The organism is Kribbella pittospori, from assembly GCF_004331465.1.
GTDB lineage: Bacteria > Actinomycetota > Actinomycetes > Propionibacteriales > Kribbellaceae > Kribbella > Kribbella pittospori.
The window spans coordinates 77,228-90,092 of the sequence record NZ_SJKB01000002.1 but is presented as its reverse complement, the minus strand read 5'-3'; the positions used below and the strand labels follow the sequence as shown (position 1 = coordinate 90,092).

Genomic DNA, 12,865 nt, shown 5'->3' with positions numbered 1-12,865 from the left:
AGCTATCGGGGCACCGGTACGGTCGCCAGGACGCTCTCCAGCACCGCGTCCGCGCTGACGCCTTCGAGCTCGGCCTCCGGACGCACCTGCACCCGATGCCGAAGGCAAGGACGTGCCATCGCCTTCACATCGTCCGGAATCACGTAGTCCCGACCGGACAGCCACGCCCATGCCCTGGACACTGCCAGGAGGGCGGTAGCGCCTCGCGGCGACACCCCGAGCTGCAGTGACGGCGACTGTCGCGTCGCCCGGCACAGATCCACGACGTACGCGAGCACGTCCTCCCGGACCGAGACCCGGCGTACGGCGGCCTGACCGGCGGCAAGGTCCTCCGGTCCAGCGACCGGACGCAGACCGGCAGCAGCCAGGTCGCGCGGGTCGAAGCCCTGTGCATGCCGAGCGAGGACGGCGATCTCCGCGTCGCGCGGCGGGATGTCGAGCGTCACCTTCAGCAGGAACCGGTCCAACTGGGCCTCGGGCAACGGATACGTGCCCTCGTACTCGATCGGGTTCTGCGTCGCGGCGACGACGAACGGCACCGGCAGCATCCGCGGTACGCCGTCGACGGTGACCTGCCGTTCCTCCATCGCCTCCAGCAACGCCGCCTGGGTCTTCGGTGGGGTCCGGTTGATCTCGTCGGCGAGCATGATGTTGGTGAACACCGGACCCGGCCGGAACTCGAACTCGCTGCTCTTCGCGTCGTACACGAGTGATCCGGTCACGTCACCGGGCATCAGGTCCGGCGTGAACTGCACCCGCTTGGTGTCCAGCCGCATCGCCATCGACAACGCGCGCACCATCAGCGTCTTCGCCGTACCGGGCACGCCCTCCAGCAGCACGTGGCCGCGGCAGAGCAGGGCGAGTACCAGTGCGGTCACCGCGGTATCCTGACCGACCACCGCCTTGCCGATCTCGGTCCGCAGCGCGACCAGCGCCTGCCTGGCCTGGTCGGCGCTGACCTCGGTAGTCGTCACGGGTGTCGTACCTCCTGCGTCAGTGCGTCGAGTTCATGGGACAAGGACATCAGAGCGGCGTCGCTGAGCGGTGGGAGGCCGTAGAGGAGTTCGTACAGCATGGCCGGGTCCCGGCCGGTCCGGGCCGCCACTGTCGCCACGACAGCCGACGGATCGGCCCGCCGGGGGATGCCGTGCGCCTTGTGGAGCTTGCCGAGCGCCGACTCGCGCAGTGCGGCCGCAGCGCGGTCTCTGGCTCGTGAGCGCCGATACAGCCGTGCCCGGCCCTCTGTGGTCTCGGCAGCGTGCACGATGACCGGCAACCGCTCCGCGACCACCGGGCCGAGCCGTCGGCCCCGCCACAACGCCACTACAAGTACGGCGAACGCCAGCGCCCACCCGATGTAGCGGATGTCCGGCGGGACCAGTGGAGGGCCGTCCTCGTTGTCGTCGCCGAATCCGCTCGACTCCCACTGCGGCAGGTACCAGGTCAGCTCCCGGTCCGTGCCGATCAGGTTGAGCGCCAGGGCCGCGTTGCCGTCTTCTGCGAGCTGCTCGTTGGTGAACGAGCGGGTCGTACCCACGACGTCGACGATCCGGCCGCCCGACTCCATCCGGATCACCGTGTTGTTGATGCCGTCGCCGTAGCACGCCTGCGCGCCGTCCGGTGCGGAGTACGTCGATCCGCCGACAGTCACGGTCCCGGCCTTCACTGCGGCAGGCAGATCGCAGTTCGGCTGGCGACTGTCCGAGGCCAGGATCTGTCCGTTGTCCTCCACACCCGGTGCCAGGACCTCCAGCGCTCTGGTGCCGGGACGGATCAGAACGACATGGCTCCACCCGGCGTCCGCGATCCGCTGCCAGTCGAAGCGGTCGAGCTGGCCCTCAGGACCGATGAGCAGCGTCTTGCCGCTGGCCGGCTGGACAGCGTCGTCCAGTACGTCGGTGCCGGTCACCTTCACACCGTGGTTGCCCAGCAGCGTCGCCAGCGCCCGCGCGCCCTCCGGCTCCGTGGAGTCCGGGCTGAACGGCCCAGAAGTCCGTGCGGTCGTGGCGATCAGTACGACGATCGCCGCCAGCACAATCACCCCGGTCACGAGCAGTGGCGTCCGCAGCGCCCGCCAACTCTCGCCAGCACTCCGCCCTACTGCAGTACTCACGCACTCACCATGACCCGAGCAGTCCGGGCAGCGTCGTCAGCGGCGACGACTGCGGCGTACCGCTCCGGTGTACCCGGACGGTTGCCGTAGACAACCTCGGTGAACGCGAGTGCAGCCGGCTGCAGTGGTTCCCGCAATGCCGGTGTCGCGCGGCCTGCGTCGGCGACCACCTCGTACGCCGTCCGCCCGGCGCGATCGTCCAGGATCGTGCGCTCGGTCAGCTCTGCCACGCAGGCGCGGAAGCGGCTACGGATGGCGTGCGCGTAGTCCCCGGACGCCGCCTCCCGCTCCGCCTGAGCGCGGTACTCGGCCGCTGTCCGTGGTCTGGAGGTGTCGAAGACCGTCTGCTTCTCCCGATGACTGGTCCGGAGTACGCCGGCCCGCCACAGCACCACGACGACGATGAGCGCGAGCAGGACGATCAGCATGACCAGACCGGCGTGCCCGTTGGGGGAGGAACCGCTGAGGCTGTCCAGCATGTCGCCGATCCACTGCATGACCTTGTTGAGCGCCTTCTCGATCAGTGAGCCACCGGACTGCCGGTACGCCGACTTCGACAACTCCTGGGCCGCCTCGGCAGCCGCCTGGTCCCGGCCGATGTCCACCGGGGGTTCCTCGAGGAACACAGCGATCACGGCGTACCTCCTGGCCGCAGGACCGGACGCATCCACAGGTCGAGGCCTTCTCGCCGGACCCGCAGATCCAGGTAGATCAGGGCCTGGACGGCGGACATGAAGGCCAGACTGGCGATCAGCGTCATGGCGGTCGCGACCCCTGCCGCCACACCGATCACCACAGCGGCCACAGTCGCGCCGGTGCCGTCGCTGCTGTCGGCCCACGAGCCGACCGTGAGCACCAGCGTGGTCACCCCGAACTGCAAGGCGTACCCGACGATGTTGACCACCAGACCGCCGAACAGCAGGATGCCGAACACCCGCCAGAACTTGCCCTTCACCAGCCGCCAGGAACGCTTCAGCGAACCCCAGATCCCCACCCTGACAGGGATGTAGAGGCCGATGTCGGGTGCGCGCCGGCCCTCCATCAGTACGACGGTCCCCGCCAGCACCAGGCGGATGCCGAAGATCAGCACGAGCACAGCACCGACCAGCACCAGCACTATCGCCACCGCACCGGCCACGTCGGAGGAGATCGCCGCGTCCGTGCCGGAGCCGATACCGAACACCGCCAGACCCCAACCGGCGATCAGGATGACGAACGACAGCGACTGCAGCAGCCCGACAGCTGCCAGTGCGGGCAGCGACGGCCGGACCAGCCGCAGCAGTTCGCGCGGCCCGACGCGATGCGCCAACTGGCTCCGCACGGCGGCCAGGGCGATGATCCCGGCCATCATGCTCGACACCACGGTGAACAGGACCAGCTGGACGCCGTAGGTGAGCAGCAACGCCGCACCGGCCTGCTGGAACGGGTCATCGGACCCGAAGAACCCACCCAGACCACCAGGTACGGCGACCTCCGTCAGCACGGCCTGGACCGCGATCAGTGCGATGGCCGCAAGGACCGGGAGGCCCAGCATGATCGTCTTGTTGTCGGAGATGGTCCGGGCCGCGTTGTCGAGCAGGTCCGCGGGCAGCCAGGGCCGCAGCGGCTCCGTCGCCGTACCTTCGTGCAGCGTGATATCGCCGGCTGTCTGCTTGGCCACCATCCACCTCCCGTCCCCGCTGAACCGTCGGCCGCACACCGACGTGTGATCCTCAGAAGCTTGTCCCCAGAGTTGTCCCAGAGTTGTCTTGGACACCCGCAGTGCACCATGATCACAGCCCAACTCGGGGTCACTCGGCGATCCGGCGTGTGCACTACCCGGGGAATGGGACACTATCCGTAGTGCGTACGGTCAGCATCCGCTGGGCGCACAACGATCGGACGGCAAGGAGCAGGGCGTGGCAGAAGGCAACCGGACGATGCGGGGCCGCATCCTCATCGTCGACGACGACACTGCGTTGTCGGAGATGCTCAGCATCGTGCTGCGCAACGAGGGCTACGACACCTATCTGTGCGCAACCGGTGACAAAGCGGTACCGGCGTTCCGGGAGTTCAAACCGGACCTGGTGCTGCTCGACCTGATGCTGCCCGGCATGGACGGCATCGACGTCTGCCGGGCGATCCGGGCCGAGTCCGGCGTACCGATCGTCATGCTGACGGCCAAGAGCGACACCGTCGACGTCGTGCTGGGCCTGGAGTCCGGTGCCGACGACTACGTGGTCAAGCCGTTCAAGCCGAAGGAGCTGGTGGCCCGGATCCGGGCCCGGCTGCGCCGGATGGACGAGCCGGGGCCGGAGTCGCTGACCATCGGCGACCTCACCATCGACGTGGCCGGGCACTCGGTGAAGCGGGCCGGGGAGACCATCCAGCTGACTCCGCTGGAGTTCGATCTGCTGGTCTGCCTGGCCTCCAAGCCCTGGCAGGTGTTCACCCGCGAGGTGCTGCTGGAGCAGGTCTGGGGCTACCGGCACGCGGCCGACACCCGGCTGGTCAACGTGCACGTGCAGCGGCTGCGCTCCAAGATCGAGAAGGACCCTGAGCACCCCGAGATCGTGGTCACGGTCCGCGGTGTCGGTTACAAGGCGGGTGCGGACTGATCGAGTACGGACGCGACCCGGAGTCGCAGGCTGTCGCCGACGCCCCGGCAACGACGCCGGGGCCGGAGCAGCAGCCGGCCCTTCCCGAGCAGGACGGGGCCGAGACCCGCGGGACGGAGCTGGAGCTCACCGCCGCCGCGGCTGATTGGCCTGCCTACCCGCAGCCGCTCTGGCGGACGCACCCCAAGCACTGGCCGGACATCTGGCGGCGGTCCATCCAGGCCCGGATCGTCACCGGCACCCTGCTGATGTCGACCGTCGTACTGCTCTTGGTCGGCTGGGTGATGATGAGTCAGGTCACCGACGGTGTGCTGGAGTCCCGTCGTGACAGCGCGCAGGCGGAGGCGCGGGCGCAGCTGACCTCGCTGTCCAACACGATCAACGCCGCCGACCCCACCACGATCAACCAGCAGCTGTCCGAACTGGTCCTCGGCACTAACCGCCCCGGCCTGTACGACGTTCTGCTCGTGCCGACCGACACTGCCACATCGAACGCGATCCGCTACACCGGACTGGTCGACAGCGACTCCATCCCGCAGCCGCTGGCCTCTTCGGTGATGAGCGACGACTCCAAGCTGTGGGACACCTACACGCTGATCAACTACCGCGACGGGCCCAGCGTCCCCGGGCTGGTGATGGGATCGCAGCTCCGGGTGAACTCGACCGGCGACCGGTACGCCGTCTACTTCCTCTTCCCGCTCACCGCGCAGCAGGAGACGCTCGACGTCGTCCAGCGCGCGCTGGTCACCGCCGGACTGCTGCTGGTCGTGCTGCTCGGCGCGGTGGCGTGGCTGGTCACCCGTCAGGTGGTCACCCCGGTCCGGATGGCGCGGCGGATCGCGGAGCGGCTGGCGGCAGGCAAGCTCGAGGAGCGGATGCAGGTCCGCGGTACTGACGACCTGGCCCGGCTGGCGGTCTCCTTCAACAAGATGGCCAGCAACCTGCAGCGGCAGATCCGGCGGCTGGAGGAGCTGTCCCGGCTGCAGCGCCGGTTCGTCTCCGACGTGTCGCACGAGCTGCGGACTCCACTGACCACGGTCCGGATGGCCGCCGACCTGCTGCACGAGAGCCGGGACCAGTTCGACCCGATCAGCCGCCGCTCGGTCGAGCTGCTGCAGAACGAGCTCAACCGGTTCGAGGAGCTGCTCGCGGACCTGCTGGAGATCAGCAGGTTCGACGCCGGTGCGGCTGCTCTGGACCTCGAGGACGTGGACCTGCGCGACATCGTCAACCGCGTGCTCGAGAACCACGAGACTCTGCTCCGGCGCAAGGGCTGCGAGGTGCAACTGGACATGCCGGAGCCGTGCCGCGCGCAGGTGGACGCCCGCCGGATCGAGCGGATCCTGCGGAACCTGATCGGCAACGCCATCGAGCACAGCGAGGGCCTGCCGATCCGGATCAGCACCGCGTGCGACGAGGACTCGGCCGCTGTCGCGGTCCGCGACCACGGTGTCGGTTTCCGGGCCGAAGAGGCCGAGATGGTGTTCAGCCGGTTCTGGCGGGCCGACCCGGCCCGCGCCCGGACGACCGGCGGGACCGGCCTCGGCCTGTCGATCGCGCTGGAGGACGCACGGCTGCACGGTGGCCGGCTGGACGCCTGGGGTTCACCGGGCGAAGGCGCCTACTTCCGCCTCACCCTGCCGCGGCGGCCGGACGTGACGCTGTCCGGATCGCCACTGCCGGCCCGCCCCGCCGACGCCACCCGGGTGGTCTCCGACAAGTCGCTGGTCGACGTCGGAGCGCCGTACCAGAAGCTGACGGGTGGTGAGGAGCGGTGAGGCGCAGACTGCTCGTGGTCGTGCTGGCGCTGACGTTGCTGGTCACCGGGTGCGCGACCGTCCCGACGCAGGGGAATATCCGCCAGGGCAGCCGGGAGGGCCTGACCCAGGGCGGGATCGGCGTCGGCGTCGAGGCGAAGCCGCCGCGGGAAAACCTCACCGAGCTGGAGCTGGTGAACGGGTTCCTCGAGGCGATGTCGGACACGCGGGCCTTCGACGTCGCCCGGCAGTACATGACGGCCGACGCGGCCGCGGCCTGGAAGCCCGAGACGCAGACGATCGTCTACGACCAGCGTCCCGGATCGGTGGCCCCGCAGCCAGGCGGTGGGGTGAAGCTGACCGCCCGGAAGATCGCGACCGTCGACGAACGGGGCGAGTGGATTCCGGCGGCGCCCGGCGCCGACCGGGCCGACTTCCTGTTCAAGGTCGCCAAGGTCGACGGCCAGTTGCGGGTCGCTTCGGCGCCGCCCGGCGTGTACCTGGGCAGCAACCAGGTGGACCTCAAGCTGGCCCCGCGCGATCTGTACTTCTTCAACCCCGGCCGGGAGTTGCTCGTCCCGGACCCGGTCTACCTGTCGGTGAACCAGTCCCAGGGCCAGGCCGCGACCCAGCTGATCCAGGAGTTGCTGAAGGGCCCGACCAAGAGCCTCGGCAACGGCGTCGTGTCGCTGGCCCCGCCCGGCACCCAGGTGCAGGTGTCCGTCCCGGTCGAGTTCGGCGTCGCCACGGTGGCGCTGAACGACACGGCCGCCGCGCTCCGGGATCAGGACCGGCACCTGCTCGCCGCCCAGATCGTCTGGACGCTCAACCAGATCAACCTCCGGGCCCGGATCACGGTCGGCGGCGCACCGCTGCTTCCGGACGATCCCGACGTACTGCCGTTCACCAACTTCAGCCAGTACGACCCCTCCATTCCCGGTGGGGCGATGACCACGCTGTACGGCCTGCGGCAGGGCCGGGTGCAGCGCGTCGAGGGGCTCGACGGGGCGTCCGACATCGCCGCCCGGCCGCTGGACTCCAGCCTGCTGCACGGGCAGATCGCCGAGTCGTTCGCCGTGAACCTGCGGGGGGACTCGGGCGCGATCGTGACCACGATCGACGGCGAGAAGGTGGTCGCCTACGGTCCGCTGGACAACACCGACAACAGCGACAAGACCGATGACCTGCGCACGATCAAGACCGTGGGCACGGTGCTGCGGCCGAGCTACGACAACGACGACAACCTGTGGATCGTGGACCGGGCCGACAAGGCGACGCCGCGGCTGCGGGTCCGCAACCGGGACGGGAAGCTCACCGCCGTGACGGTCAGCTTCCGCGGCGACACCCCGCTGGTGCTGCGGATGGCGCCGGACGGTGTCCGGGCGCTGCTGGTGATGCGCTCCAAGGCCACCGGCAAGACGTACGTCGAGACCGGGGCGATCCAGACCGGACCGGACGGCAAGCAGTTGCTGCTCGGCAGCCTCCGCAAGCTCGAGCTGGCACTCACGGACATGACCGATGCGGCCTGGAACAAGCAAGGTGTCCTGGTCGCCGGGGCCTCGGGCTCGGCCAGCAACGCCGACCGTGCGCCGTGGCTGGTCAACCCGGACGGTTCCAAGCTCCAGTTGCTACCCGGCGCGTCCACCGACTTCATCACCCAGCGGCTGGCCTCGAACCCGAGCAAGGACACGCTGCCCGCGGTCGAGGACGTCGACGGGCACGTGCACTGGCAGACCCGCGACCTGACCTGGACCGCGATGGAGGACGACGCGAACGCCCTGCCGTTCATTCCGGTCTACCCGGGCTGACCCGGCCTGGAGATATCCACAGGCGCGAGCCGGGGTGGTTGCGGTGCCGGGGCGGCGTCGCCGATCGTGGGTGCGGTGCCGGTCCGGGACGCGTTCGCCGATCTCGTCCTGGGTGGACGCTGCGCAGGCTGCGACCGGCCCGGAGTCACTCTCTGTGGTGGTTGCCGGGAGCTACTGACCTCGCTGACTCCGTTCCGTGCCTGGCCCGACCCGCGTCCGCACGGACTGCCGCCGCCCACAGCGGCAGCGCCGTACGCCGATCAGGTGCGGAAGCTGATCATCGCCCACAAGGAGGAGGCCCGGTACGCGCTTGCTCGTCCGCTCGGGCGGCTCCTGGCGACCGCCGTGCTCACGGCCATCGGAGACCATCCGGGAGTGTGGATCTGCCCTGTCCCGTCAACGCCTTCGACCGTCCGGCAGCGCGGCCACGACCCACTGACGCGGATCGCCAAGGCCGCCGTGCGGGTGCTCCGGCGCAGTGGCGTCGACGCCCGGCCGGCAGCCGCGCTGTCCGTCGTACGGCGTCCTGACGACCAGGCCGGACTGTCCGCGGAACGCCGAACGGCCAACCTGGCCGGGGCTTTCGCGCTTCGTTCGCGCTGGGCTGAAACGCTGACCGATCAGCCGGTCCTGCTGGTCGACGACGTGATCACCACCGGTTCCACGCTCAGCGAAGCCTGTCGCGCCTTGGAAACCGGCGGAATTCCGGTGCTGGGCTGCGCGGTGCTGGCCGCGACCCGTCGGCAAAGGCCGTCTGGTTCATGAGAACTTCCCTACCGGTTTTCGCCGAAGCCGACTAGCGTTGGCCCATGACACCCGCACGGGCTTGTCGGGCAGGGAAGTGGTGCAGGACCGGATCAGCCGGAATCCTCACTGCGGAGTCCGACGGGCGTGATGGCGGGTGTTCTTGTTTCGGGCGCCCCAACCGCAACCGACACAGTGAGACGGAGTGGATTTCACGAGCTGGCGGGGGTCCGGAGACGTAAAAGAAGTCGCCGATCGATGGAGGTTTCCGTGGACGTCGTTGTCAAGGGTCATCACTGCGAGGTCAGTGACCGCTTCCGGCAGTACGTCGAGGAAAAACTCGAGCGGATCGAGAAGGTCGATCACCGGGTACTGCGGTGCGAGGTAGAAGTCAGCCAGGAGAAGAACCCGCGACAGCACGATCGGGCGATGCGTGTCGAGCTCACCATGTACACCAAGGGGCCGGTGGTCCGCGCCGAAGCCTGCGGCGAGACCAAGCAGGCGGCGTTCGACGTCTGCCTCGACCGGCTCCGCGCCCAGGTCCGTAAGGCGGCGGACCGGCGCCGGGTGCACCGCGGTGAGCGTTCGCCGGAAGGCCTGCGGCACGTGAACGCGAAGCAGCCGCTCAACGGCACACCAGCAGTGGAGGAGACAGTCGCCGAGGACGAAGTGGCGACGTACAAGTTCGGATCCCTCACGGTCACCGGGGACGGTCCCCTGGTGATGCGCGAGAAGACCCACACCGCCAAGCCGATGTCCCTGGACCAGGCGCTCTACGAGCTCGAACTGGTCGGGCACGACTTCTATCTCTTCGTGGATGCGGACGAGAACCAACCCAGCGTCGTATACCGGCGCCGCGGCTATGACTACGGCGTGATCCGCCTGACCGTCTGATCCACCCCGCTCCGGTCGCGTGAGGCCGACCTCCGAGGTTCCGGGAGGAGCGCAACACAGAAGGGGCCGGGCTGACCAGCCCGGCCCCTTCTACTTCCCTGCGATCGTGCTCAGCCGTCGATCTGGGACTGGAGTTCCGTGGCGTACGTCGCCACCTCCGCGTACACGCCCGGGTTACCGGCGTCCGCGCACCCGACACCCCACGAGACCACGCCGAACAGGCGCCCGTTCAAGACCAGCGGCCCGCCGGAGTCGCCCTGGCAGGAGTCCTTGCCACCGTCCTCGTAGCCGGCGCAGATCTCGCCGTCGGCGGTGTAGCCCTCGCTCGCGTAGGCCTGCTCGCAGTACGCGTCACCCAGCACCGGCACGTCCACCTTCTGGAAGGTGTCCGCCGGACCGGTGTCCTCGGTGTCGCCCCAGCCGTAGACCACCGACGGTGCTCCGGCCGTGTCCGCCCCCGCGTCGGTCTCCAGCGCCAGAGTGGGTACGCCGTCGAACGGCGTGGCCAGCGTCATCACGGCCACGTCGTGGCCGCCGGCACTGCCGTACTCGGGGTCCACCCAGATGCTGCTGATCTTGGACTCCTTGCCACTGGACGTGTCGGTCAGCACGTCGCGGCCCTGGATCGCGGTGTAGGTGCTCGCCGACTCCTGAGCGCAGTGCGCTGCGGTCACGATCTTGTTCGCCGCGACCAGCGTCGATCCGCACCACTCACCGGTGGGATCGGGGGAGCCGCTGTTCGACAACTGAATGGCCCACGGGGTGTCGGCGGTGTGGGCGATGGTGCCACCGACGATCCGGGTCTTGGGTCCGTCCGGCGCTTCCGCGGCCGATGCGGAGCCGGCTACGGCCACCGCACCGAGGGACGCCGCGGCCAGCACACCGGCTGCCAGGGCAGCACGGACCAACTGCAATCTTCCTGTCATGCCTCACTCCAGGTTGATAGGGGGCCACACGGGCGGCGCGGCCTGCTGGGAGCGTCCCCCGAACACCCTCTGTAGCGCACCTCCCACTTGCGGTAACTCCCGAGTTATGGCCCGGGCTCCCACTACAGTTCGGCCGTGCGTGCGCCTCGAACCAACTGGAAGACGGTCTGGCTGAAGCTGGCCGGCGCCGCCGTGCCCTTGGTGACGATCGGCGTCGGCAGCCCGATCATGTTCGGCATCCTCGCGGTCCGGCGGCGAAGTCTTGTGCTTGCGGTGTCCGCGCTGGTCTATCTGGGCACGGCCGTCGCCTTCTGGGTGCCCGGCTTCAGCGAGCCGGATCACCAGAGCCCTGACGCGGTCGTCTTCATACTGCTGGCCAGCATGGGCGTGGCGAGCATCCAGGCCGCGCTGGTCATCGGCGGCCGGAAGTACGGCGGCCCGGTCGACCTCAACGACGCACCGGCCGAAGTGTTGTCGGCGCTGCCCGGGCTGGATCAGCAGCGCGCGACGGCCATCGTGTCGAGCCGCTCGGAGACGGGCCGCTTCCGGTCGGTCGACGAGCTGTGGTCCCGAGGGCTGCTGTCCGGCCCGCCGAGCAAGGATCTGGTCGACCGGCTGGTCGTCGTACCGGTGCAGGATCGGCGCTGAACGGATTCTGTCGGTGGAGCCGGGCAGAATCTCGAAGATGACTACGCAGGTGTTGTCGACGGCGCAGGCGCGGCGGGTCGCGTTGGCGGCCCAAGGCTTCATGGACCGGCGGCCGAAGGGAGTGCCGGACACCCGGGCGCTGGCCCGCGTGCTCGGCCGGATCGGCCTGATCCAGATCGACTCGGTGAACGTGCTGAGCCGCGCGCAGTACCTGCCGCTCTACTCCCGGCTCGGTCCGTATCCGCGGGCGCTGCTCGACCGTGCCAGTGGCAAGGCGCCCCGCCGCCTGGTCGAGTACTGGGCGCACGAGGCGTCGCTGATCCCGGTCGAGACGCACCCGCTGATGCGCTGGCGGATGGACCGCGCGATGACCGAGGCCTGGGGTGGCCCGCGCGCGATCGCGCAGCAGCGGCCGGACCTGGTCAAGCAGGTGCTCGCCGACGTCCGCGAGCACGGCCCGCTGACCGCCCGGGAGATCGACGATGACGTCGAGCGCGAGCGGGACAACTGGGGCTGGAACTGGTCCGACGTCAAGCGAGCCCTCGAGTTCCTGTTCTACGCGGGCAAGATCACGGTGGCTCGCCGGAACCAGCAGTTCGAGCGGCAGTACGACGTACCCGAGCGAGTGCTGCCGGCCGCCGTACTCGCCACGCCGACTCCGTCGGATGCCGAAGCGCATCGAGGGCTGGTGTCGATCGCGGCCAAGGCGCATGGGGTGGCGACTGCGCAGTGCCTGAGGGACTACTTCCGGACCGCGCCGGATCCGACCGCGCAAGCGATCCAGGAGTTGGTCGAGGAGGGGGAGCTGCTCCCGGTCCAGATCGAGGGGTGGAAGCGGCCGGCGTACCTGCATCGGGACGCGCGGCTGCCGCGGCGGGTGAACACCCGCGCCCTGGTCAGCCCGTTCGACTCGCTGGTGTTCGAGCGGACCCGGACCGAGGTGTTGTTCGATTTCCGGTACAGAATCGAGATCTATGTGCCGGCCGAGAAACGGATCTACGGGTACTACGTCCTCCCGTTCCTGCTCGGGGACCGGCTGGTCGCGCGGGTGGACCTCAAGTCGGATCGGACGGCCGGCGTACTGCTGGTCCAGTCGGCGCACGCGGAGCCGAAGGCACCGGTGGAGACCTCCGACGAGCTGGCCGCGGAGCTCGTCCAGCTCGCGGGCTGGCTCGGTCTGGACCAGGTGCGAGTGGCCGGTGGCGGTGACCTCTCGCCTGCGCTGAGTGACTCCCTGCGCGGTTACTGAGCGCGGAGCCGGAACTTTTCGGGCTCCCGGAGCGTGGGTCGGGTAAGCCCCAAGGCACGCAGCGGGCGTGGCTTGACACACCCAGCCCCGTACCATGGGTCACGCGCGCCCGCCTGTGGGTGGGACGCG

General features: G+C 69.3%; 12 protein-coding genes. 7 read left to right on the top strand and 5 right to left on the bottom strand.

Annotation, left to right across the window (positions count from 1 at the left end):
• Positions 1 to 2 precede the first annotated feature (2 nt).
• The 4 genes from E0H73_RS06915 to E0H73_RS06900 are packed head-to-tail and all read right to left on the bottom strand — an operon-like array spanning position 3 to position 3,773.
• Positions 3 to 974, bottom strand: coding sequence for an AAA family ATPase (locus E0H73_RS06915; RefSeq protein WP_131352656.1), 972 nt, complete (start codon positions 972 to 974; stop codon positions 3 to 5).
• The gene (locus E0H73_RS06910; RefSeq protein ID WP_131352655.1) at positions 971 to 2,113 is read right to left on the bottom strand and encodes a DUF4350 domain-containing protein; all 1,143 of its coding nucleotides are present in this window, start codon (positions 2,111 to 2,113) and stop codon (positions 971 to 973) included. The genes E0H73_RS06915 and E0H73_RS06910 overlap by 4 nt, the downstream gene beginning before the upstream one ends.
• Positions 2,110 to 2,748 carry a DUF4129 domain-containing protein gene (locus E0H73_RS06905; protein WP_131352654.1) on the bottom strand — a complete coding sequence of 213 codons (639 nt, stop codon included), beginning with the start codon at positions 2,746 to 2,748 and terminating at the stop codon, positions 2,110 to 2,112. Before E0H73_RS06905 ends, E0H73_RS06910 begins: the two co-directional genes overlap by 4 nt.
• Positions 2,745 to 3,773 (bottom strand): hypothetical protein, encoded by a 1,029-nt coding sequence (locus E0H73_RS06900; protein WP_238163865.1) that lies wholly within the window; start codon positions 3,771 to 3,773, stop codon positions 2,745 to 2,747. The genes E0H73_RS06905 and E0H73_RS06900 overlap by 4 nt, the downstream gene beginning before the upstream one ends.
• 259 nt (positions 3,774 to 4,032) lie before the next feature.
• Here E0H73_RS06900 and mtrA point away from each other — a divergent pair, with 259 nt between their 5' ends.
• From mtrA to hpf, 5 genes are all read left to right on the top strand, one after another.
• Positions 4,033 to 4,710: an MtrAB system response regulator MtrA gene (mtrA, locus tag E0H73_RS06895; RefSeq protein WP_131353270.1), complete on the top strand. Its 678-nt coding sequence runs from the start codon at positions 4,033 to 4,035 to the stop codon at positions 4,708 to 4,710.
• A gap of 119 nt (positions 4,711 to 4,829) precedes the next feature.
• Positions 4,830 to 6,488, top strand: a complete 1,659-nt coding sequence (gene mtrB, locus E0H73_RS06890; RefSeq protein ID WP_272949122.1) for an MtrAB system histidine kinase MtrB — start codon at positions 4,830 to 4,832, stop codon at positions 6,486 to 6,488.
• Positions 6,485 to 8,275: an LpqB family beta-propeller domain-containing protein gene (locus E0H73_RS06885; protein WP_131352651.1), complete on the top strand. Its 1,791-nt coding sequence runs from the start codon at positions 6,485 to 6,487 to the stop codon at positions 8,273 to 8,275. Before mtrB ends, E0H73_RS06885 begins: the two co-directional genes overlap by 4 nt.
• Positions 8,276 to 8,350: 75 nt before the next feature.
• Positions 8,351 to 9,040, top strand: a complete 690-nt coding sequence (locus E0H73_RS06880) for a ComF family protein (RefSeq protein WP_131352650.1) — start codon at positions 8,351 to 8,353, stop codon at positions 9,038 to 9,040.
• Between the two features lie 249 nt (positions 9,041 to 9,289).
• Positions 9,290 to 9,913 (top strand): ribosome hibernation-promoting factor, HPF/YfiA family, encoded by a 624-nt coding sequence (hpf, locus tag E0H73_RS06875; protein ID WP_202867236.1) that lies wholly within the window; start codon positions 9,290 to 9,292, stop codon positions 9,911 to 9,913.
• 110 nt (positions 9,914 to 10,023) lie between these two features.
• Here the strand turns inward: hpf and E0H73_RS06870 are convergent, their stop codons facing one another.
• Positions 10,024 to 10,839 (bottom strand): S1 family peptidase, encoded by an 816-nt coding sequence (locus E0H73_RS06870; protein WP_131352648.1) that lies wholly within the window; start codon positions 10,837 to 10,839, stop codon positions 10,024 to 10,026.
• Positions 10,840 to 10,974: 135 nt separating this feature from the next.
• Here E0H73_RS06870 and E0H73_RS06865 point away from each other — a divergent pair, with 135 nt between their 5' ends.
• Positions 10,975 to 11,487: a type II secretion system protein GspK gene (locus E0H73_RS06865; RefSeq protein WP_202867235.1), complete on the top strand. Its 513-nt coding sequence runs from the start codon at positions 10,975 to 10,977 to the stop codon at positions 11,485 to 11,487.
• Between the two features lie 37 nt (positions 11,488 to 11,524).
• Positions 11,525 to 12,736, top strand: a complete 1,212-nt coding sequence (locus tag E0H73_RS06860) for a winged helix-turn-helix domain-containing protein (protein ID WP_131352647.1) — start codon at positions 11,525 to 11,527, stop codon at positions 12,734 to 12,736.
• The last annotated feature ends 129 nt before the right edge of the window (positions 12,737 to 12,865 follow it).